Annotated in this window: 16 protein-coding genes; 5 read left to right on the top strand and 11 right to left on the bottom strand. The window is 62.0% G+C overall.

The features are described 5' to 3' along the window. Positions 1–18: 18 nt before the first annotated feature. On the bottom strand, positions 19–1320 hold the full coding sequence (locus V1290_RS08230) for a glycoside hydrolase family 3 N-terminal domain-containing protein (RefSeq protein WP_334363935.1): 1302 nt from the start codon (positions 1318–1320) through the stop codon (positions 19–21). A 373-nt stretch (positions 1321–1693) separates the two neighbouring features. On the opposite strand from V1290_RS08230, the gene V1290_RS08235 reads away from it, so the two are divergent. The 3 genes from V1290_RS08235 to V1290_RS08245 are packed head-to-tail and all read left to right on the top strand — an operon-like array spanning position 1694 to position 5434. Then, positions 1694–3106, top strand: a complete 1413-nt coding sequence (locus V1290_RS08235) for a DUF4153 domain-containing protein (RefSeq protein ID WP_334363936.1) — start codon at positions 1694–1696, stop codon at positions 3104–3106. Between the two features lie 34 nt (positions 3107–3140). Further along, positions 3141–3845: a response regulator transcription factor gene (locus V1290_RS08240; RefSeq protein ID WP_334363937.1), complete on the top strand. Its 705-nt coding sequence runs from the start codon at positions 3141–3143 to the stop codon at positions 3843–3845. After that, positions 3845–5434, top strand: coding sequence for an ATP-binding protein (locus V1290_RS08245; RefSeq protein WP_334368968.1), 1590 nt, complete (start codon positions 3845–3847; stop codon positions 5432–5434). The genes V1290_RS08240 and V1290_RS08245 overlap by 1 nt, the downstream gene beginning before the upstream one ends. 36 nt (positions 5435–5470) lie before the next feature. Here V1290_RS08245 and V1290_RS08250 read toward each other — a convergent pair whose 3' ends face one another. From V1290_RS08250 to urtA, 9 genes are all read right to left on the bottom strand, one after another. Continuing rightward, positions 5471–6313 carry an aldo/keto reductase gene (locus V1290_RS08250; protein WP_334363938.1) on the bottom strand — a complete coding sequence of 281 codons (843 nt, stop codon included), beginning with the start codon at positions 6311–6313 and terminating at the stop codon, positions 5471–5473. Between the two features lie 236 nt (positions 6314–6549). After that, the gene (locus V1290_RS08255; RefSeq protein ID WP_334363939.1) at positions 6550–7590 is read right to left on the bottom strand and encodes an aliphatic amidase; all 1041 of its coding nucleotides are present in this window, start codon (positions 7588–7590) and stop codon (positions 6550–6552) included. A gap of 43 nt (positions 7591–7633) precedes the next feature. Beyond that, on the bottom strand, positions 7634–7981 hold the full coding sequence (locus tag V1290_RS08260; RefSeq protein WP_334363940.1) for an FmdB family zinc ribbon protein: 348 nt from the start codon (positions 7979–7981) through the stop codon (positions 7634–7636). 91 nt (positions 7982–8072) lie between these two features. Next, on the bottom strand, positions 8073–9302 hold the full coding sequence (gene fmdA / locus V1290_RS08265) for a formamidase (protein WP_028347324.1): 1230 nt from the start codon (positions 9300–9302) through the stop codon (positions 8073–8075). Between the two features lie 38 nt (positions 9303–9340). Beyond that, positions 9341–10030 (bottom strand): urea ABC transporter ATP-binding subunit UrtE, encoded by a 690-nt coding sequence (gene urtE / locus V1290_RS08270; protein ID WP_334363941.1) that lies wholly within the window; start codon positions 10028–10030, stop codon positions 9341–9343. 66 nt (positions 10031–10096) lie between these two features. Further along, on the bottom strand, positions 10097–10852 hold the full coding sequence (gene urtD, locus V1290_RS08275) for an urea ABC transporter ATP-binding protein UrtD (protein WP_334363942.1): 756 nt from the start codon (positions 10850–10852) through the stop codon (positions 10097–10099). A 68-nt stretch (positions 10853–10920) separates the two neighbouring features. Continuing rightward, a complete protein-coding gene (urtC, locus tag V1290_RS08280) occupies positions 10921–12066 on the bottom strand; it encodes an urea ABC transporter permease subunit UrtC (RefSeq protein WP_334363943.1) in 1146 nt (381 codons plus the stop codon). An 18-nt stretch (positions 12067–12084) separates the two neighbouring features. Next, complete coding sequence (gene urtB / locus V1290_RS08285; RefSeq protein ID WP_334363944.1) at positions 12085–13011, bottom strand: urea ABC transporter permease subunit UrtB; 927 nt, start codon at positions 13009–13011, stop codon at positions 12085–12087. A 120-nt stretch (positions 13012–13131) separates the two neighbouring features. Continuing rightward, positions 13132–14391: an urea ABC transporter substrate-binding protein gene (urtA, locus tag V1290_RS08290; RefSeq protein ID WP_334363945.1), complete on the bottom strand. Its 1260-nt coding sequence runs from the start codon at positions 14389–14391 to the stop codon at positions 13132–13134. A gap of 171 nt (positions 14392–14562) precedes the next feature. Between urtA and V1290_RS08295 the strand changes: the two genes are divergently transcribed. Together V1290_RS08295 and V1290_RS08300 are read left to right on the top strand one after the other, a co-directional pair. Further along, positions 14563–17934: a hybrid sensor histidine kinase/response regulator gene (locus V1290_RS08295; RefSeq protein ID WP_334363946.1), complete on the top strand. Its 3372-nt coding sequence runs from the start codon at positions 14563–14565 to the stop codon at positions 17932–17934. Beyond that, complete coding sequence (locus V1290_RS08300; RefSeq protein ID WP_334363947.1) at positions 17924–18853, top strand: response regulator transcription factor; 930 nt, start codon at positions 17924–17926, stop codon at positions 18851–18853. The genes V1290_RS08295 and V1290_RS08300 overlap by 11 nt, the downstream gene beginning before the upstream one ends. Positions 18854–19014: 161 nt before the next feature. Here V1290_RS08300 and V1290_RS08305 read toward each other — a convergent pair whose 3' ends face one another. After that, positions 19015–21720 (bottom strand): molybdopterin-dependent oxidoreductase, encoded by a 2706-nt coding sequence (locus tag V1290_RS08305; RefSeq protein ID WP_334363948.1) that lies wholly within the window; start codon positions 21718–21720, stop codon positions 19015–19017. Positions 21721–21731: the final 11 nt, after the last annotated feature.

Genomic DNA, 21731 nt, shown 5'->3' on the forward strand with positions numbered 1-21731 from the left:
ACCCCGCACCGCGGTCCCTCAATCCACAGGGAACGCCCCTTTCAGCCGCGTCTCACTATCGCCCAACATGGCGGCGTCGAGCCTGCCTTCGGCCGACGCCGCCATGGCGCAGGTGAAGATGCGATAGAACTGCGCCCGGTCGAAGGCGACCAGCAGCAGATCGACGCCGGCATTGAGCGCCTCGACCACTGCAGTGCAGACATTGCGTTGATAGATTGCTCCCATCACGAGGTCGTCAGTCATGATGACGCCCTGATAGCTCCATTTTTTGCGAATGATGCCGTCGACGACGCGTTTGGAATGTGACGCGGCGCGGTCCGGGTCGACCGACGTCAGCGTCACATGCCCGATCATCAGTTGCGCTTTCGTGCCGGCCAGCACCTTTCTGAACGGAATCCAGTCCGACGCTTCGAGTTCATCGAGCGGCGTATCCAAGTCGGCGCTGAAATGATGAGTATCGGATCGCACGCGGCCGAGCCCGGGAAAATGCTTGACAGCCGCTCCAACGCCGGACGCTTCGAGGCCGTTCACATAAGCTCGCGCGATCTCGGCGACGACCGCCGGATCATCGGAAATCGCGCGGCGGCCGATCAGCGTGTTGAAGTCGAACCGGCTACGCTTCACTTCAGGTCGCAAATCCAGCACCGGCGCAAGATTCAGGGTGACGCCGAGCGCCGCCAGCTCCTGCCCATGAGTGCGCCCGAACGCCTCTGCTTTCTCGGCGCGCACGTCCGGCGCCAGGCTCGCAAGCGTCGATAGCGCCGGCAGCTTGGTCAAAGGCGGCGCCAGATGCGATACGATGCCGCCTTCCTGGTCGGCCGCCACGATCAAGGGCGGCAGGCCGGCAGCGCGCCGCTTTGCCTGCAGCGCCGAAATCTCCTCTTTCAGATGCGTCGCCGACGATCCCGCGACATTGTGCTTGGTGATGTAGACGCCGGAGATCAGGCCCTTCTCGGCGAGAACTGAAACCTCCGGGAATGACGAATACCCAACGATAAAATGTTTTCCAAGGCTGCGCACCTGTGCAGCATCGGTCCGCAGAACCCGTTGCTTGCGCCATTCAAATGCAGCATGCGCACCAAGCATCGACAGCGATGGCAGGCACCACAGCAGTATGAGCGCCCTTCCCGCGATGCCTCTTCTCCAATAGCCGCGGCGGATGAGCAATACGGCGACAACCACGCTCGCGGTAGCCAGAGCGATGTTTCCCCTTCCCCGCAGCGAAATCAGATAGGGATCGTTTTTGTTCGCAGCAGCGAAAACGAAGGCTATTCCAGCGAGCCAGACCAGGATCAGGCCGATACGTTTGAGACTTTGCATGAGAATGATGGGAGTTTGGACAAGGGGGATCAGACGAGACCATTGCCCGTATCAAACTTGTCTCGCCGGCGCGAGCGCATAACCGCACCTGCACGGAAACTGCAGAAAAATCCTGAACTCTTGCAGACGGCGGTCCAACCAATTGCACAACCACGCCAGATAGTCCGTCTTGCAACTCAGCGGCGGTCTTCGAATGCCTGTTCCCACAAGATTAGCTAGCGACGGGTGGTGGCTATGCGAGCGACCCGCGACGGTGCTGATTTGCAATTCTCCCCTCCAGACAGGTAGCGGACCAATGACCGACCTCTCCACGCCGGCATCCGATGCAGGCTCCGCTCAGGCGAGCCCGATCCCGGTCAAACCCGCGATTGCCGTGGCGCTGGCGGCTCTGGCCGACTGGTTGTTCTACGGCCAACAAATCGGGATTTCTACGATCGTCTTTGCGCTCGCGCTGGCTCTGGGGTCACTCACCGCCAATTTCGCAACGTTGAACAGAAGTCGGATGCTGCTGGCCGGCGTGCTCGTGTTGGCCGGACTTGTACCGGCTGTCGAGGAATTCAACGCGGCTTCTCTGGCCTTCATGATTCTGGCGCTCGGCGTTGGTCTGTTGCTGACCACCAATCTGCAAAGCTACAAGCTCGGTGAACAGGCGGCGGCGCTATGCGATCTATTTCTGGTCGGCCCCTTCAGGTTTTTTCGGGACGCCATCGGCTTGTTCAATCTGCCGACACTGAAGACCGGTCTTACGATTTGGTTCATTCCCGTCGCCTTCGGCGGCATCTTCGTTATTCTGCTCGTCTCGGCAAATCCATTGTTGGAGAAGTGGATCCGGCTGATGAGCCCGGGCGACGCCGCCTCTTATCTGAGCCTGAGTCGGATATTGTTCTGGGCTACGGCTCTGTCGATCATATGGCCCTTCATCCATGTCTGGTGGCGTAGCAAGATGGCGGTTTCGTCCGCCTTGGTCGAACCGGCGGTTCTGGACCAGACGCCACGATCGGACCGAATGGAGCTTTTCGGCGTCGCGACGATCCTGCGTTCGCTGGTCCTGTTCAACGTGTTGTTCGCCGTTCAAACCATCCTCGATGCGATCTATCTCTGGGGCAACGTCGCCTTGCCCGCCGATATCAGCTACGCCACCTACGCCCATCGAGGCGCCTATCCTCTCATTGTCACGGCGCTTCTGGCGGCAGGCTTCGTTCTGGCCGCGATGAGACCAGGTGGGCCGGCCGGGCAGTCGAAAGTGATTCGGCCGCTGGTCTATCTATGGGTGGCGCAGAATGTTCTGCTGGTGATGTCGTCGATCCTGCGCCTCGATCTTTATGTCCAAATCTATCTGCTGACCTGGTGGCGCGTCGCGGCCTTCATCTGGATGGTACTGGTCGCGTTGGGCCTCGTGCTCATCGTCGCCCGCATCGTGCTGAACCGCTCGAATGATTGGCTGATCCGCGCCAACCTCATCACCCTGACGGCGACCCTCTACATCTGTTCACTGGTGAATTTCGCCGCCATCATCGCTGACTATAATGTCAGCCATAGCCGCGAAGCAGGCGGCAAAGGAGTGTGGATCGATATGAACTATCTGCTATCCCTCGGGCCGCAGGCATTGCCTGCCATCGACCGGGCCATCGCCCTTCGCGGGTTCGAACCGGCCCTTGTTTCCCGCCGTAGTTGCCTTGTAGAACAGCAAGCGAAAGAGACCGCTTCCTGGCGCTCCTGGGGTTTTCGGAGTTGGCGCCTCCAGCGTGCCCTGGAAGCCCAACCGAAGAGTTCGACCACAGGTTAGTTCGACTGCAAGCCGATTGCGCCGGGAGAGACGTTTGACGCACCGCATTCTCATCGTTGACGATGACCTTCATATACGCGAGGTCATCCGTGTTGCACTAAAGAAAGCCGGAATGACCGTCTTTGAAGCGCGCGACGGCAAGGAGGCTTTGACCCGCTTTGCTGCCGACAAGCCGGATCTGATCATTCTGGATATCGGCATGCCGGAATTCGACGGCCTGGACGTCTGCCGCGAAATAAGAAAAACCTCAGACGTTCCGATCCTGTTTCTCTCCGCGCGCGACGACGAGATCGATCGCGTACTGGGCCTGGAGATCGGCGGTGACGACTATGTCACCAAGCCCTTCAGCCCGCGCGAACTCGTAGCGAGGGTAAACGTCATCCTGCGCCGCATCACCTCGCGCGGGCAGGACGCAAAGGCGTCCTCGGCCACGCTGTCGCAGGGCAAGTTGCTCGTCGATCCCGGCCAGCACATTGCCGAGTTTGCGGGCAAGCCGCTGCGCCTGACGGCCATCGAGTTTGGAATCCTCAGGGCATTCCTGACACGGCCTACGCTCGTTTTCAGCCGCGAGCAGATCATGAGCGCCGCCTATCAGCTCAACATCCAGGTGTCGGACCGCACCATCGACAGCCATATCCGCAATATCCGCGCCAAGCTGTCCGCCGTGAACTGCGACAACGTCATCGAAACCATTCACGGTGTCGGCTTCAAGCTCGGGCGATGCGAGCTCCAGGCATGATGCCTCACAAGGCTCAAAAATGGCGGCCGTCGGTGGGACAGGTCATTTTTGCCGCGCTCGCCGCTGCGGCGACACTGCCGCTGGTCGGGCTATTCTTCTTCCGCCTCTATGACAATCAGCTCATTCACCAAACCCAGGCCGAACTGATCGCGCAAAGCCGGGTGCTTGCCGCGGTCTATGCCCGGGAAGTGGAAACCCGCCTTAACGCCGGCATTGCGCTCGGCGCCGAAATTCCGCCCGAGGCGCGCCTGGCCCGGGAAGACCAGCTTACGCCGATCCGACCCGCGCTCGATCTCGCTGCCGGCGCAGACCTGCTTCGGCGGCGGCCTGACGCACTTCCAGCAAGCGCGCCCGCATCGCAACCCTATGTCGAGATCGGCTCGCGGCTGACGCCGATTATCCGGGAAACCCAGAAAGTCACGCTGGCCGGCTTCCGCATCCTCGATCCCCAGGGTGTCGTGATTGCCGGCCGCGACGAGGTCGGCCAATCGCTCGCCCATATCGAGGAGATAGCCACAGCGCTCAAGGGACAATACCGGGCAGCCCTGCGGATTCGCAAACCCGACAAGCCTCCTCCTCCGATCTACTCGATCAGCCGCGGCGTCGGCGTCCACGTGTTCTCGGCAATGCCTGTTGTCGTCAATAATCGTGTCGCAGGGGTGATCTATACGTCGAGGACCCCGAGCAACATCTTCGACCACCTCTATCAGGAACGCGGCAAGTTCATTCTGGCGGCGCTTGCGGTTGTTTTCGCGACCATCGTTATCGGCCTGGTATTCTCCCGAACCATCACCCGCCCGATGCGCGAGCTGGTCGATCGTGCCGCGCGCATCAGCCGGGGCGATCGCGATGCATTTCGGCCCCTCGCGCATTACGGCACGCGCGAGTTTGCCCAGTTGTCGCACAGTTTTCTCGACATGGCCGAACAATTGTCGCGGCGGTCGGATTACATCGCGACCTTCTCAGCGCACCTTACCCACGAATTGAAGTCGCCGCTGACATCGATCAAGGGTGCCGCCGAACTACTGCTGGATTCCCTGCAGAGCAAGACAGACACCCTCACCCGGATGGAGCAGAAGAATTTCATATCGAACATTCTGGGGGACACCGGGCGCCTGGAAGCCATGACCCAGCGCTTACGCGAGCTGGCGCGCGCCGAGGCCGCGCCGCAGAATGAGCAGACCGGGCTTTCGCAGGTGATTGGCGGGTTGAAGAGCCGGTTTCCGACACGCGCGATCGACGCAACGGGGTGCCTGGACCGCTCGATCGGCATGTCCAGCGAAAAGGCGCTGATCGTGTTGTCGCATCTGACCGACAACGCCATCCGTCATAACGCCAAGGCCGTGCGGCTCGAAGCGGCCGAGGAAAACGGATCCGTCAGGATGATAGTCAGCAATGATGGCGATCCGATATCCGAAGCGAACCGGGAGAAGATCTTCGACGCTTTCTTCACCACGCGCCGCGACACCGGCGGCACAGGAATGGGACTCTCGATCGTCCAGGCTATCATGACCAGCCACGGCGGATCGATCCTGCTCCTGCCGTCCGACAACGGCGTCGCGTTCGAACTGCAGTTTCCGGCCGCCTGAAGTCCGTCAGACGCGCGAAGCGCGGGGAGAGAGAGGCTACAGCATCGGCAAATCCCGCCGCTTGGGGCCGCGCGGAAAAGCCTTGTCGAGCGCGGCAATATCGGCCTCGCTCAACTTCAAATCCCCCGCCCGCGCATTCTCGGCCGCATGTTCCGCGCTGGAGGCTTTCGGAATCGCGAGCACCGATGCCGTGCGCGTGAGAAACGCCAGCGCGATCTGGCGTGGGGTTGCCTTGTGTGCATCGGCAATCGCCTGCAGCACCTCGCCGCCCTTGCTGCGCGGCGATGGAAAGTCATTGTGGCCGAACGGCGAATAGGCGACGACGGCGACGCCATGCCTCTCGCACCACGGGATCACGGCGTGCTCGATCGCGCGCTGCTGCAGATGATAGAGCACCTGGTTGCAGGCGATCTTGCCCTCGCCTGCGATATCGACGAGTTCATCGAGATCATCTGAATCAAAATTGCTGACGCCCCAAGAACGGATCTTTCCACTCGCCACCAGTTCCTCGAACGCCGCCACCGTCTCCTCGAACGGATAGGAACCGCGCCAGTGCAGCAGGTAGCAGTCGAGATAATCGACCTTCAGCCGCTTCAGCGAGCGCTCGCAGGCGGTGATGGTGCCGCGGCGCGAGGCGTTGCTCGGCAACACCTTTGAGACCAGGAAGATCATTTCCCTCGGCAGCTCCGCGATCGCGTCGGCAATCACCGGCTCAGCATCGCCATACATCTCGGCGGTGTCGATATGGGTCATGCCGGTTGCGATGCCACGGCGCAGGGCGGCAATCGCGGCCTTGCGGTCGCCGTGGTCGAGATACCAGGTGCCCTGCCCGATCACGGAGACGTCGGGGCCGTTGGTGCCGAATTTTCTTGTTTGCAAGGTCGCCTCGCTCGTCAAAAGTCGCAGGCGCGGATCTTAGACGAAACGGGCTATGATGTCTCCACAACGTCGTCCCTGCGAAAGCAGGGATCCATAACCACGAAGGTCAGATATGAAGGAAACTGCGGCCGCAGCGCCGCGCCACAACCCACATTTGTGATTATGGGTCCCGGCTCCTGATGCGCAATTGCGCATGAGGGCCGGGACGACATTCGAATGTGTGGCACGCTGACCGGCTAGTAATTGCTCGCCGTCGCCTCGTTCGGAATCCCCTCGATCGGACATTCGTCGGTGCCGACCGTCGAACGCGTCATCGCCTCGACCATCTCACGCGTCCCTTCGGGGTCGGCGATCCATTTCGCATAGAAATCGTAGGGACAGGCCGCGACGCCGCGCGCGCCTTCGCCGGAATTGATCATGCCGGTATAGCCGCGGTGCAGCAGCTTGAAGAGATGGTTCTGCGACTGGCCGTTGCGGCGCGCGTCGCGGATCAGACTCTTCGACAATCCCGCGTACTGGATGCCGTATTCCTCCTCGCCGGTCTCGCCGAGCGTGCGGCCGTCGAAGCCGATGATCGCGGAGTGGCCGAAATAGGAGTAGACGCCGTCAAAGCCTGCAGCGTTGGCGACCGCCACATAGACATTGTTGGCCCAGGCCATCGCCTTGGAAATCAGGATCTGCTGTTCCTTGGCGGGATACATGTAGCCCTGGCAGCGCACGATCAGTTCGGCGCCCTTCATGGCGCAGTCGCGCCAGATCTCCGGAAAGTTGCCGTCGTCGCAGATGATCAGGCTGACCTTCAGGCCCTTGGGGCCTTCGGAAACATAGGTGCAATTGCCTGGGTACCAGCCTTCGATCGGCACCCACGGCATGATCTTGCGGTATTTCTGGACGATCTCGCCTTTGTCGTTCATCAGGATCAAGGTGTTGTACGGTGCCTTGTGCGGATGCTCCTCGTGGCGCTCGCCGGTCAGCGAGAACACGCCCCAGACTTTTGCCTTGCGGCACGCTTCGGCGAAGATCTCCGTCTCATCACCCGGGACCTGCGAGGCGGTCTCGTACATCTCCTTGGAGTCGTACATGATGCCGTGGGTGGAATATTCCGGGAAGATCACGAGATCCATGCCCGGCAAACCGAGCTTCATGCCGACGATCATGTCGGCGATCTTACGTGCGTTGTCGAGCACCTCGGCCTTGGTGTGCAGACGCGGCATTTTGTAATTGACGACGGCGACGCCGACGGTGTCGTTGCTGGAAGATATGTCACCATGAAGCATTGGGATCGCCTCTTGTTCTGGTTTGAGTTGGAAGGATCGAGCCTCAGTGGCTGATCATCCAGGGGCGCGCGGTTGGAAAGCCCTTGGCGCCGCCTCTGGTCTTGGTCATGAGCCGAGCCGACTTCTTCTTGCCGCTTGAACAGCACCCACAGCCGGGGCCGTGCGAAGCCTTGTATTCCGCCACCGTCTTCGGCGCATGGGCGCTGCGCTCGTTAGTGGCGATCGCCTTGCGCTTTTCTGACGGCATGCAGAAGAACGCCGGTGCGGTCAGGATCACGCGCGGTGATTCATTTTCGCAATTCGGACAGTCCTGCGGGTCGTCGCATTCGGCCATCGGCCGCATGTCCGTGAACGGGCCGCAGTCGTTACAGAGATATTCGTAGACAGGCATCTGGTTTCCTCGCGATGTCTCCTTGCAGCTCCGCGACGGATGCGGGGCGACGTGATACCCGGCGCCGTCCCGCACCCTTCTCGCGCGGGAATCACTTGTCCGGCGAGATCGGCATCTGGATGTCGCCCTTGATGTGTTTGATCGGTCCGGCCGACGACGGCATGATGTCGAAGTCGAATATCTCGGTCGGCAGCCACAGCGTGGCGCAGGCGTTGGGAACGTCGACGACGCCTGAGATGTGGCCCTGGCACGGCGCGGTGCCGAGGATCGAATAGGCCTGCGCGCCGGAATAGCCGAACTTCTTAAGATACTCGATCGCGTTCAAACACGCCTGGCGATAGGCGATGTGGACGTCGAGGTAATGCTGCTTGCCGGCCTCGTCGACCGAGATGCCCTCGAAGATCAGATAATCCTTGTAGTTCGGCGTGATCGGCGATGGCTTGAACACGGGATTCTTGATGCCGTATTTGGCAACGCCATCCTTGATGACATCGACCTTCAGATGCAGCCAGCCGGCCATTTCGATTGCGCCGCAGAAAGTGATCTCACCGTCGCCCTGGCTGAAGTGCAAATCGCCCATCGAGAGTCCACCACCCGGCACATAGACCGGGAAGAAGATCTTCGAGCCGCGCGACAGATCCTTGATGTCGCAATTGCCGCCATGCTCGCGCGGCGGCACGGTGCGGGCGCCTTCGGCGCCGACCTTGGCCTTGGCATCGCCTTTGGCGCGGCCGGCATGCGCGGTCGCGGCGAACGGCGGATTGGCAAGGCCCGGCACGCGCGTCGGATTGGTCGCGATCAGCGCGGTCTCGCGCTCGTTCCAGGTCGCCAGCAATTTCGGATCGGGCAGGCAGCCGATCAGGCCGGGATGGATTAAGCCAGCAAAATTCACGCCGGGCACGTGGCGCGACGAGGTGTAGAGACCCTTGATGTCCCAAATCGATTTCTGCGCCAGCGGGAAATGGTCGGTCAGGAAGCCGCCGCCGTTCTGCTTGGAGAAGAAGCCGTTAAAGCCCCACAGGCTTTCCTTCAACGGACCGACATCGAGCAGGTCGACCACAAGGAGATCGCCAGGCTCGGCGCCCTTGACGCCGATCGGGCCGGACAGGAAGTGCACGATCGAAAGATCGATGTCGCGCACGTCATCGGCGGAATCGTTGTTCTTGATGAAACCGCCGGTCCAGTCATAGGTCTCGATGATGAAATCGTCGCCCGGATTGACCCATGCCACAATCGGAATATCGGGATGCCAGCGGTTGTGGATCATGTCGTTGTCGTAGGCCGATTTCGAAAGATCGACCTTGATCAGTGTCTCTGGCATCGATAGCTCCCCTTTTTTTGACAGCACGGTTTGCGGGTTTACACGGACAGGAATTTCGAGACTTGCGCGGCATCGATGCTGTCGCGCGGCTCGTCGCGGACGATCTCGCCGTTCTCGATGACCAGCACGCGGTCGGCGATGTCGAGCGCAAAGCTCAACACCTGTTCGGAGACGACGATCGACAGGCCGCGCTCGTCGCGAATTCGCTTCAGGGTGCGCGCCATGTCCTTGATGATCGACGGCTGGATACCCTCGGTCGGCTCGTCCAGCAGCAGCACTTTTGGCTTGGTGGCGAGCGCGCGGGCGATCGCGAGCTGCTGCTGCTGTCCGCCGGAAAGATTGCCGCCGCGCCGGCCTTTCATCTCCAGCAGCACGGGGAATAATTCGTAGATGTCCTCGGACACCTCCGCGCCGCCCGATACCACGAGGCCGGTCTCGATGTTCTCCTTCACCGTCATGGTGGAAAAGATCATGCGGCCCTGTGGCACGTAGGCGAGGCCCCTGGCGACGCGCTCGTAGCTCGGCAGCGCGCTGAGCTCGGCGCCATCCATGCTCACCGAACCGCTCTTGGTCGGCACGATGCCCATCAGCGACTTCATCAGCGTGGTCTTTCCCATGCCGTTGCGGCCCATGATCGCGACGATCTCGTTGGGCGCGACCGAGACATTGAGGCCGTGCAGAACTTCGCTCTGGCCGTAGGCGACGTGAAGATCCGAAATAGCCAGCATGAGCGCTCCTTATTTGTTGCGCATGATCTTGTCCGGAAACCGGACGCCACTTTCCGGGATCATGCGCTAGTGCCCGAGATAAACTTCGATCACTTTCGGATCGTTCTTGACCTTCTCCATCGTTCCCTCCGACAGGATCTGGCCCTGGTGCAGCACCGTGACCTTGTGAGCGATGTCCTCGACGAATTTCATGTCGTGCTCGATGACGAGCACTGAGCGGTCCTTGATGATGCGGTTCAACAGTTCGGCGGTCTTCGCGCGCTCGCTGACGCTCATGCCGGCGACGGGCTCGTCGAGCATCAGGAGTTCCGGATCCTGGATCAGCAGCATGCCGATCTCGAGCCATTGCTTCTGGCCATGGCTGAGCTGATCGGCATAAATGTCGAGACGATCCTTCAGGAAGATCATCTCGGCGACTTCCTCGATGCGCTGCTTGACAGCATCATCGCGCTGGAAGACGAGCGAGCCGAACACAGTGCGGCCGCGCGGATAGGAAATCTCCAGATTCTCGAACACGGTCAGATCCTCGAACACCGACGGGGTCTGGAACTTGCGCCCGACGCCGGTCTGTACGATCTGGTTCTCCTTCAGCTTTGTCAGTTCCTTGCCGCGAAACTGGATCGAGCCTGAGGTCGCCTTGGTCTTTCCGCAGATCAGGTCGAGCACGGTGGTCTTGCCGGCGCCGTTGGGGCCGATGATGACGCGGATCTCGTTCTCCTCGACATAAAAGGAAAGATTGTTCACCGCCTTGAAGCCGTCGAACGACACCGTGAGCGCTTCGACCGCGAGCAGGAAGGGTTTAGGCTGGTGACCGATGAGCATGATCTATCTCCTCATTTCGCCCACTGTGGCATCGGCAACCGATATGACCGACGAGCATGATGTCCTCCTCACTCTGCCGGCGCGCCGTCGGCGACCGAATTACTGGTCCAGTCGCCGGACTTCTTCTTGATCGAGCTGATAAGGCGATCGATGCGCGACTGGACGTGATCCGCCCAGATGCCCGACAAGCCGTTCGGGAAGGCCAGCACGACCGCGATGAACAGCGCGCCGAGGCCGAACAACCAGAGCTGCGGGAAGGATTCCGAAAGGCCGGTCTTGGCAAAATTGACCAGCAGCGCCCCCCACACCGCGCCGAAGATCGACGTCCGTCCGCCGACGGCAGTGTAGATCACCATTTCGATCGACGGCACGATGCCTACAAAGGACGGCGACATGAAACCGACATTGAGTGCGAACATGGCGCCCCCTATCGCTGCGAAGATCGCAGCCATGCAGAAGGCGAAGATCTTGAAATTGGCGACGCTGTAGCCGGAGAAGCGGACACGATCTTCCTGCTCGCGCATCGCCACCAGGATGCGGCCAAGCTTTGTCAGCCGGATGAACTGCGCGATGAGGATGCAGCCGAACAGCAGGAACACTTCAAAGAAGTATAAAACGACCTTGGCGTGGTCGGGCCTGATGTCCCATCCCTTCAGTGTACGCAGGTCGGTCATGCCGTTGATGCCGCCGGTATAACCCTGCTGCCCGACGATCAGAATGGTGAGGATGGCGGCGACGGCCTGGGTGATGATCGCGAAATAGGTGCCGCCGACGCGGCGCTTGAACATTGCCGTGCCGATGATCAGGGCGAAGAGGCCTGGGACCAGGATGATGGCGAGAACGGTGAAGGTGAGACTGTGGAACGGCTGCCAGAACAGCGGCAGCGCGGTGATCTGATTCCAATCCATGAAATCCGGAATGCCGGGCGTGGACTGGATCTTGGTGTTCTCGACGCTGGATGCCTCCAGCTTGAGGAACATCGCCATGCAGTAGCCGCCGAGGCCGAAGAACACGCCCTGCCCCAAGCTCAGGATGCCGCCATATCCCCAGCACAGCACGAGGCCGATCGCGACAAAGGCGTAAGTCAAATATTTCGCGACCAGATTGAGACGGAACACATCCAGCGACAGCGGCAGGATCACGAGCAGGACCAGGCCCAGTGCAACGAAGCCAATGAGCTCGGATCGATTGAAGAAGCGCGAGTTGATGATCATGATCGTGCTTTCTTGTTCTTACTTGCGAACTTTGAGGCTGAAGAGACCCTGCGGCCGCAACATCAGGATTCCGACGACGGCGAGCAACGTGAGAACCTTGGCCATCGAGCCCGACATGAAGAATTCGAGCGTCGATTGTGTTTGCGAAATCGAGAAGGCCGACGCGATGGTGCCGAGCAGGCTCGCGGCGCCGCCAAACACGACAACCAGGAACGTGTCGACAATGTAGAGTTGCCCCGAGGTCGGACCGGTCGAGCCGATCATGGTAAAAGCGCTTCCCGCTATCCCGGCGATCCCGCAACCGAGGCCGTAGGTGTAGCGATCGACTCTTTCGGTATTGATGCCGACGGCGCCGGCCATGATCCGGTTCTGCACGACAGCGCGGACCTGCCGGCCCCAGCGCGACTTGTAAATGACGTAGGCAACCGCGCACGTGATCGAAACGGTGAGACCCATCACGAAGATGCCGTTGATCGGCACCTCGATGCTGTCGGTCACCTTGAGCGATCCCAGCATCCACTGCGGCAGGTCGACGCCGACCTCGCGCGCGCCGAAGACGGAGCGATAGGCCTGCTGCAGTATGAGGCTGAGGCCCCATGTGGCGAGTAGCGTGTCGAGCGGGCGCTTGTAGAGGTGCCGAATCAGCCCCCACTCCACCAGCATTCCGAGCGCGCCGGAGGCGAGGAAAGCCAGCATCATCGCGAGAAAGAAATAGCCGCTGAAAAGACCTGGCAGATAGCTCTGGAACAGATTCGACGTCATCCAGGTGACGTAGGCCCCCAAGATCATGAACTCGCCATGCGCCATGTTGATGACGCCCATCTGGCCGAAGATGATGGCAAGGCCGAGCGCCATCAGCACGTAGACGGAGAACAGGATCAGGCCCGCAAAACCCTGCATGACGAAGATGGAGCCCAGATCGCCAATCGAATAGTCGCCGAACATCTGACTTCTCCGCCGGAGGAAGGTCCCGCGTCGCGAGCGAATTCGCGACGCGGGGTCGTGAAGCGCGGATTGACGGTCCACGCCAGGGAGCGGTTGGAACGTTGCGGGAAGGCTCCGGGCTTATTGGTAGCCCTTCGGGAACGGATCGGGCTCGATCAGATCCGCGGTCTCGAAGATCAGCTCGAACTGACCATCGAGCTTGGCGCGCCCGACGCGGGTCTTCGACCAGAGGTGATGGTTTTCGTGGATGCGCACGTAGCCTTCGGGCGCCTCCTTGAATTCCACGCCGGGCGAAGCGGCTGCGATCTTGTCGACGTCGAAGCTACCGGCCTTCTCGCAGGTCAGCTTCCACAGCCACGGGCCGAGATAGCCGGCCTGCGTCACGTCGCCGATCACGGTCTTCTCGCCCCACATCTTCTTGAAGGCGGGAACGAACGTCTTGTTGTTGGCATTGTCGAGCGACTGGAAGTACTTCATGCAGGCATACGCGCCCGCGATGTTCTCGCCGCCGATGCCGTCGATTTCATCTTCGGTCACCGAAATCGTCAGCAGCGCCTGCTTCGACAGGTCGACGCCGGCCGCCTTGAGCTGCTTGTAGAAGGCGACGTTCGAGCCGCCGACCACGTCGGTGAAGATGACGTCGGGCTTGGTCAGCTTGATCTTGTTGATCACCGAATTGAACTGAGTGCTGCCGAGCGCGTAATATTCCTCGCCGACGACCTTGCCCTTCAGTACGTTCTCGACGTGCTTGCGCGCGATCTTGTTCGAGGTGCGCGGCCAGATGTAGTCCGAGCCGATGAAGAAGAACGATTTGGCGCCCTTCTCCTTGGCGATCCAGTTCAGGCCGGCGAGGATCTGCTGGGTCGCTTCCTGACCAGTATAGATGACGTTCTTGGACTGCTCGAGACCTTCATAGAAGGTCGGATAGTACAGCATGCCGTTGTACTGCTCGACGACCGGCAGCACCGCCTTGCGCGATGCCGAGGTCCAGCAACCCATGATCGCTGCGACCTTGTCGTTGACGAGAAGCTTCTTGGCCTTTTCCGCAAAGGTCGGCCAGTCGCTGGCGCCGTCTTCCTGGATGAACCTGATCTTGCGCCCGAGCACGCCGCCGGCGGCGTTGATCTGTTCGATCGCGAGCTTTTCGGCTTGGATTGAGCCCGTCTCCGAGATCGCCATCGTGCCGGTGGCCGAGTGCAGGATGCCGACGGTGACCTCCGTATCGGTGACCGCGAGCCCCGTGGTGTTGACGGTGGCGGTTGCGGGACCTGCCCCGAATGAGGGCCGAGGAAGAATCGAGACGAGCGGCAGTGCCGCCGCGCCCATCAGCAGTTTGCGGCGAAGCGGAGACTGCAAGCCCTTGTTTGGTTCGTCTGACATGAGCACCCCATTTTTGTTCGAAAACGCTTATCGGTCAGGCGAGGATTGCCCAGAATTGTGCACTGCACAGATACGTGGGATTGCGTATATTGCACCGCAAAATAGCGACGTAGTTTTTGGTACGGAGTTTGCTGGGCCAAGCGGGTCGGTCGAACTGGGCAGGAGCAGCAAGTGGCAGGGCGGCAGCGGATAGACCGCGTCAGGCGCCAATATAACCAATGGGTCGCCAACCAAACGCTGGAAGACTACGCGCTGCGCTTCACCGCCAAGAGCGCGCGGCGGTGGTCTGCCGCACGCGTCGCCAATACCGCGCTTGGCGCGATCTCCTTTCTGGCGCTGGAGGCGATCGGCGGCACCATTACGCTTAATTACGGCGCGGCCAACGCCACATCAGCCATTCTTGTCGTCAGCGTCATCATCTTCCTCTGCGGCCTGCCGATCGCCTATCATGCCGCAAAATGCGGCATCGATATCGATCTGCTGACCCGCGGCGCCGGCTTCGGCTATATCGGCTCCACCATCACCTCGCTGATCTACGCCTCCTTCACCTTCATCTTCTTCGCGATCGAGGCTGTTATCATGGCCGCGGCGCTCGAGATGTGCTTCGGCATCCCGCGCCCGATCGGCTATCTCATCAGCGCCGTCGTCATCATTCCCTTGGTGACCTACGGCATCACCCTGATCAGTCGCTTTCAATTGTGGACGCAGCCGCTCTGGATCGTGCTTCACATCCTGCCCTTCGTGGCGATCGCCTACGCCAACCCGCAGTCGTTCACGGAGTGGCGCAAATTCGCGGGCGAACATGGCGACGCCGGCGGCCATCTCGATCTGCTGCTGTTCGGCACCGCCGCGTCGGTGGTGTTTTCGCTGGTTGCGCAGATCGGCGAGCAGGTCGACTTCCTGCGGTTTCTGCCCCGCGATCGTCGCACCTCGCGAACGTCGTGGTGGATCGCGCTGCTCAGCGCCGGCCCCGGCTGGATCATTTTCGGCGCGCTTAAGTTGCTCCTGGGCTCGTTTCTCGCCTACTTCGCGGTGAGCCATGGCGTCTCCAGCGAGCAGGCCGCCGAGCCGGCGCACATGTATCTCGAGGCCTTCCGCTACGTGCTGTCGCAGCCGGACATGGCGCTGGCGCTGACCGGCACCTTCGTCATTCTCTCGCAGATCAAGATCAACGTGACCAACGCCTATGCCGGCTCGATCGCCTGGTCGAACTTCTTCTCGCGGCTTACCCACAGCCATCCCGGCCGTGTGGTGTGGCTCGTCTTCAACGTTCTGGTGGCGCTGCTGTTGATGGAAATCGGCGTCTACAAGGCGCTCGAGCAGACATTGGCGCTTTATTCCAACGTGGCGATTGCCTGGGTCGGCGCGCTGGTTGCCGATCTCATCGTCAACAAGCCGCTCGGCTTGCGCCCGCAGCACATCGAGTTCAAGCGCGCGCATCTCTGCGATATCAACCCGGTCGGCGTCGGCGCGATGACGATCGCGACCATCGTGTCGATCTCTGCCTTTTACGGCCTGTTCGGCCCGACGGCGAAGGCGCTCTCCGCCTTCGTGGCGCTCGCGGTTGCCTTCGTCACCGCGCCCCTGATCGCCTGGGCGACCGACGGCAAATATTACATCGCGCGCAAGCCGAAGCGGAGCTGGCAGAACCTCGAATCGATCCAGTGCTGCATCTGCGAGCACTCGTTCGAGCCGGAGGACATGGCCTCCTGCCCGGCCTATGCCGGCCCGATCTGCTCGCTGTGCTGCTCGCTCGATGCGCGCTGCCATGATCTCTGCAAGCCGCACGCGCGCGCCGGCGCTCAGGTCTCGGACATGCTCGGGAAATTGTTGCCGGAGGCGATCTACGCGCGGATCAATTCGCAGTTCGGGCACTATCTAGGCGTGTTCGCGGTCTCCGCGGGTCTGGTCGGGCTGACGCTGGGGCTGATCTATCTGCAGACCTCGGCGGCAATGCCCGTCGAAAATTTTGCGCTGTCGGACGTGCTGTGGAAGGTGTTCTTCGCGCTTACCATCATCATCGGCGTGGTGGCATGGCTGTTCGTGCTGGCGCAACAGAGCCGCCGCGCGGCGGAAGCGGAGACGCGGCGGCAGACTGCGCTCCTGATCCAGGAAATCGACGCGCATAAGCGCACCGACGCCGAACTGCAGCGCGCCAAGGAAGTCGCGGAATCGGCAAACCTTGCCAAGAGCCGTTACGTGGTGGGATTGAGCCATGAACTGCGCTCGCCGCTGAACGCCATCAGCGGCTATGCGCAATTGCTGGAGCAGGATTTCAACCTCCCCGCAAAGCCTCGCGACCAAGTGCGCGTGGTCCGGCGCAGCGCCGACCATTTGTCGGGACTGATCGACGGCATCCTCGATATCTCCAAAATCGAAGCGGGCCGGCTTTATCTGTCGCGCGACGAGGTCCGCCTGAGCGAGTTTCTCGATCAGCTCGTCGGCATGTTTCGCGTTCAGGCCGCCGCCAAGGGTATCGACTTCATCTTCAAGCGGCCTTCGGTGCTGCCGCTCGTCGTCTATGCCGATGAGAAGCGGCTGCGGCAGGTTCTGATCAACCTGCTGTCGAATGCACTGAAGTTCACGCAGACCGGGAACGTGCAGTTCGTCGTGCACTACCGCAGCCCCGTTGCGGAGTTCGAGGTGATCGATACTGGGCCCGGCATCCAGCCCGACGACCTCGAACGTATCTTCGCACCCTTTGAACGCGGCGCGCTCGGCGTCTCGCAGCCGCAGACCGGCACCGGGCTTGGGCTGACCATCAGCCGCCTCCTGGCGGGCGTCATGGGCGGCGACATCAAGGTGACCAGCCAAGTCGGCAATGGCAGCACGTTTCGAGTAAAAATCCTGCTGTCGGAAGTCACGAATCCGACGCGCATCGCGCCGGTGGAGGCGCCGATCTTCGGCTATCACGGCCCCCGCAAGACGATCCTGATCACCGACGACGACCCGACCCACCGCGATCTTCTGCGCGAGGTGCTGGCGCCGCTTGGCTTCATTCTGCTCAGCGCGCCCGATGGACCCGGCTGCCTCGCGCTGGCGCAGCATTGCCGGCCGGATTTGTTCCTGCTCGACATCTCGATGGCCGGGATGGACGGCTGGACGGTGGCGGAAACGCTGCGCGCAAGCGGCCATCACCAGGCGCGTATCCTGATGGTGTCGGCGAGCGCGCTTGAAGCGCATGGCGCGCCGCTGGCGCAGCCGTTCCACGACGGCTACCTGATGAAGCCGATCGATATTCCCAAGCTGCTCGAAACCATCCGGCAATTGCTGAAGATCGAATGGCAGTATGAGGCAGGCGATGTCCCTGCTCCGCATTGGAGACCGGAGACCGGCTCGCGGCCGCCAGTGAAACATGTCGAGGAACTGATCGGGCTCGGGCAACTGGGCTACATCCGCGCGATCCAGGTCAAGCTCGACGAGATCGGAAATGACTACCCCGAACATGCCGACTTCGTGTCGCAAATGCGCGCCTTGATCGACCGCTTCGATCTCGATCAGTACATGGCGACCCTGAAAGCCCTGCACAGCTATGATCATTGAACCCAAAAAGCGCGACGTCGCCCTCGTCGTCGACGACTCGCCCGAGACGCTGCGGCTACTGACCGATGCGCTCGACGGTGCGGGCATGACCGTCATGGTCGCGCTCGATGGTGCTTCCGCCATGCGGATCGTCGACCAGATCACGCCCGACATCGTGCTGCTCGACGCTGTGATGCCGGGGATGGATGGGTTCGAGACCTGCCGGCGGCTGAAGCGCGATGCCGGGCTCGACCATGTTCCGATCATCTTCATGACGGGGCTGGCCGAAACCGAACACATCGTGCGCGGGCTCGAGGCCGGCGGCGTCGACTATGTGACAAAACCAATCGCGGTCGAGGAGATGCTGGCGCGCATCCGCGTCCATCTCGCCAATGCCCGCTTGACCCAGAGCGCGCGCGCCGCGCTCGATGTCTCCGGCCGCTATCTGCTCGCCGTGAATGCCGCGGGCAAGATCATGTGGGCAACACCGCAGGCGCAGAAGCTGCTCTCCGACTCGCTCGCCGCCGACGGTGACGATGACGTCGTGCTGCCCGAGCCGATTCCGCGATGGCTCGATGAGGCGCGCAAGGGTAAAGCCGCGGCAAAGGCCGCGGCCATGCCGACGCGTCACGGCACCGAGCAGCTTCGCCTGCAATATATGGGGAAGCTCGGCACTAACGAATTCCTGCTGCGGCTGGCGAAAGATTCCGGCACGGAGGCGCCAGTGGAATTCTCCAGCGAGTTGGGGCTGACGACGCGCGAGGGCGAAGTGCTGTCATGGCTGTCCAAGGGCAAGACCAACCGCGACATCGCGCAGATCCTGGGACTCTCCCCGCGCACCGTCGACAAGCACCTCGAGCAGATCTACTCCAAGCTCGGCGTCGAGAACCGCACCGCCGCGGCGGCGATCGCGGTGAATGCGAAGAATAGGAGGGGGTGAAGGGCTGGCTGCCGCTCCCTCTCCCCGCAAGAGCAGGGCGAAGGAGAAGAGCCGGCGCGTCCAATGTCCGTCATTGCGAGCGCAGCGAAGCAATCCATCGCTCCACAAGCGGAGGCATGGATTGCTTCGTCGCTTCCCTCCTCGCAAATGACGCGGAGAAGTCAATGCGTCGCCGCTAGCTTCCGCCGTTCGGCATCGCTCGGCGCCATCTGCGTAATCAACCGCTTCAACTCCGGAATGCAGGAGCCGCAATTGGTGCCGGCTTTCAGCTTCGTCCCGATATCGGCCGCCGAACGCGCACCCGCTGCGATAGTGTCGCAAATTGTGTTGCGGCCGACGCCGAAGCAGGCGCAGACGATCGGGCCGGCGTTGGCGAGGCCGTCGATCGATTTGCCCGACAGCAGCATGCGGCGCTCGTCGTGGTTCAGCGTATCCGCGGCAAACAGGTCCTTGACCACGTTCCAGTCGCCGGCGTCGCGCGCCGGGCCGATGAACAGGCTGGTGTCGATACGGTCGCCGTCAAAGGATGCGGCGCGATAGACGCCGCCGCCAAAGTCCTTGTATTCCGCGAGGTCATCGTGCGCGATGGATTTCAGCCAGGATTGCCAGCCTGCGACATCGGCATTGTCGGCGAACAGGTAGCCATGGCCGCCTTTGACGGCAACGCGCGCCACCCAAGCATGCGCGGGCAGTTCGAGTGGCTTGCGCGACAACGCAAAGCCGCGGAAGACATATTCGTAGGGCACGATCGAGGCCGGCGTCGCCTTGTTCTCGGGCTGGCCCGAGAACGGATCGGTGACGGGCGCCACCAGCGAGCCGACGCGTGCGCCGGTCGCATTGGCCTCGCTCCAGTGGATCGGCGCGAACAGCATGCCGCGCTGCTGGCGTTCGCTGACGATGACGCGGAGCGTGCATTGCCCATAGTCGGTGGTGACGCGTGCGAAGTCGCCGTCGGCGACGCCGTATTTTGCGGCATCGTCAGGATGCACTTCGACGAACGGCTCGGGCAGATGCTGGCCGAGCCGCGGGCTTTCCCCCGTGCGGGTCATGGTGTGCCACTGGTCGCGGATGCGCCCGGTGTTGAGCCGCAACGGCCGCGCCGCGCTGGTCTCGGTCCGCAGCGCCGGAATCTCCGGCGCGATGAAACGGGCTCTGAAATCGTTGGCGAAGAAACCGCCTTCGGCGAAGAAGCGCGCTTGCGGCTCGGTCCCCTGCCGGACCGGCCATTGCACCGGCGCCATTGCGTCGAAATCGCTGTCCGACAGCGACTGCAGCGCGCCGATATCGAAGTCGCGCGCGCCCGCGTTCTCGAAGGCCGAGAGCGCGGCGTGCTCGCGAAAAATATCCGCCGCCGAGGTGAAGCTGAAGGCCGCGCCGAAGCCGAGGCGCCTGGCGACTTCGCCCATGATCCACCAATCGGGCTTGGCCTCTCCTGGCGAGGGAAGAAACGCGCGCTGCCGCGAGATGCGCCGTTCCGAGTTGGTCACCGTGCCGGATTTCTCGCCCCAGGCCTGCGCCGGCAGCAGCACATGCGCGCCCGCGTCCACCGTGTCGTTCGAGATCACGTTCTCGGAAATCACGAACAGCTCGAGCTTCTTGAGGGCTTCGCGAACACCGTCCGCGTTCGGCAGCGACACCGCCGGATTGGTGCCCATCACCCACAACGCCTTGATCTCGCCGCGCGCAATCGCCTCGAACATCTGCACCGCCTTCAGGCCCTCATGGGTGGCGATGCGCGGCGCCTTCCAGAACCGCCGCACGCGATCGATATCCGGCGGCGTGAATCCCATATGGGCGGCGAGCTGGTTGGCGAGCCCGCCGACCTCGCGGCCGCCCATCGCGTTGGGCTGCCCGGTCAGCGAGAACGGCGACGCGCCCGGCAGGCCGATCCGCCCGGTCGCGAGGTGGCAATTGAGGATGGCGTTGACCTTGTCGGTACCCTGCGCCGACTGGTTGACGCCCTGCGAATAGAGGGTGACGACGCGCGGCGTATTGGCAAACATCTGGAAGAATGTTGCGACGTCCTGCTCGGACAGGCCTGTCGCCAGCGCCGTCGCGCCGACGCTGCCGGTGATGCTGCGTGCGCGGGCGATGGCATCGTCGAAACCGGTGGTGTGGAGTTCGATGTAGTCGCGGTCGAGTACGCCGTTGTCCGCGAGGTAAACCAGCAACCCGCTGAACAGCGCCGTATCCGTGCCCGGCCTCAATCCCAGGAACAGATCGTCGTCGCCGACGGTGTCGGTCCGGCGCGGGTCGATCACGACGATGCGCGCGCCGCGCTTCTGCTTGTTGGCGATCATGCGCTGGTACAGCACCGGATGGCACCAGGCCGCGTTGGAGCCGACTAACACCAAGAGGTCGGCCTCGTCGAGGTCCTCGTAACACCCCGGCACGGTGTCGGCGCCAAAAGCGCGGCGGTGGCCGGCGACGGAAGAGGCCATGCACAGCCGCGAATTGGTGTCGACATTGGCGCTGCCGACAAAGCCCTTCATCAGCTTGTTGGCGACGTAGTAGTCCTCCGTCAGCAACTGGCCGGAAAGATAGAACGCGACCGCGCCCGGACCGTCGCGCGCGATGATGTGCTGAAACCTATGCGCGACATGGTCGAGCGCGTCGCTCCAGGCGACCCGCTCCATGGTTCCTTTGCCGCAGCGGATCATCGGATAGAGCAGCCGGTTCGTCAGCCCGAGCGTCTCGCCAAGCGCCGAGCCCTTCGAGCACAGCCGGCCGAAATTGGCGGGATGATCGGGGTCGCCCGAGATCGCGGCCCCGCCCCGCCCGTCCGGCGTCGCCAATATGCCGCAGCCGACGCCGCAATAGGCGCAGGTGGTTTTGACAGCGCGGAGATCGGGATCGACAACCGTCATGCCAGCAATCC

It is taken from the genome of Bradyrhizobium sp. AZCC 1578, from assembly GCF_036924675.1.
In the GTDB taxonomy this organism is placed as follows: Bacteria; Pseudomonadota; Alphaproteobacteria; order Rhizobiales; family Xanthobacteraceae; genus Bradyrhizobium.

Coding starts and splice junctions, on each gene's coding strand:
- urtC (WP_334363943.1), bottom strand. CDS start 12,066: ATGATCATCAACTCGCGCTTCTTCAATCGATCCGAGCTCATTGGCTTC.
- V1290_RS08245 (WP_334368968.1), top strand. CDS start 3,845: ATGCCTCACAAGGCTCAAAAATGGCGGCCGTCGGTGGGACAGGTCATT.
- V1290_RS08230 (WP_334363935.1), bottom strand. CDS start 1,320: ATGCAAAGTCTCAAACGTATCGGCCTGATCCTGGTCTGGCTCGCTGGA.
- V1290_RS08255 (WP_334363939.1), bottom strand. CDS start 7,590: ATGCTTCATGGTGACATATCTTCCAGCAACGACACCGTCGGCGTCGCC.
- V1290_RS08300 (WP_334363947.1), top strand. CDS start 17,924: ATGATCATTGAACCCAAAAAGCGCGACGTCGCCCTCGTCGTCGACGAC.
- V1290_RS08305 (WP_334363948.1), bottom strand. CDS start 21,720: ATGACGGTTGTCGATCCCGATCTCCGCGCTGTCAAAACCACCTGCGCC.
- urtD (WP_334363942.1), bottom strand. CDS start 10,852: ATGCTCATCGGTCACCAGCCTAAACCCTTCCTGCTCGCGGTCGAAGCG.
- fmdA (WP_028347324.1), bottom strand. CDS start 9,302: ATGCCAGAGACACTGATCAAGGTCGATCTTTCGAAATCGGCCTACGAC.
- urtB (WP_334363944.1), bottom strand. CDS start 13,011: ATGTTCGGCGACTATTCGATTGGCGATCTGGGCTCCATCTTCGTCATG.
- urtA (WP_334363945.1), bottom strand. CDS start 14,391: ATGTCAGACGAACCAAACAAGGGCTTGCAGTCTCCGCTTCGCCGCAAA.
- urtE (WP_334363941.1), bottom strand. CDS start 10,030: ATGCTGGCTATTTCGGATCTTCACGTCGCCTACGGCCAGAGCGAAGTT.
- V1290_RS08260 (WP_334363940.1), bottom strand. CDS start 7,981: ATGCCTGTCTACGAATATCTCTGTAACGACTGCGGCCCGTTCACGGAC.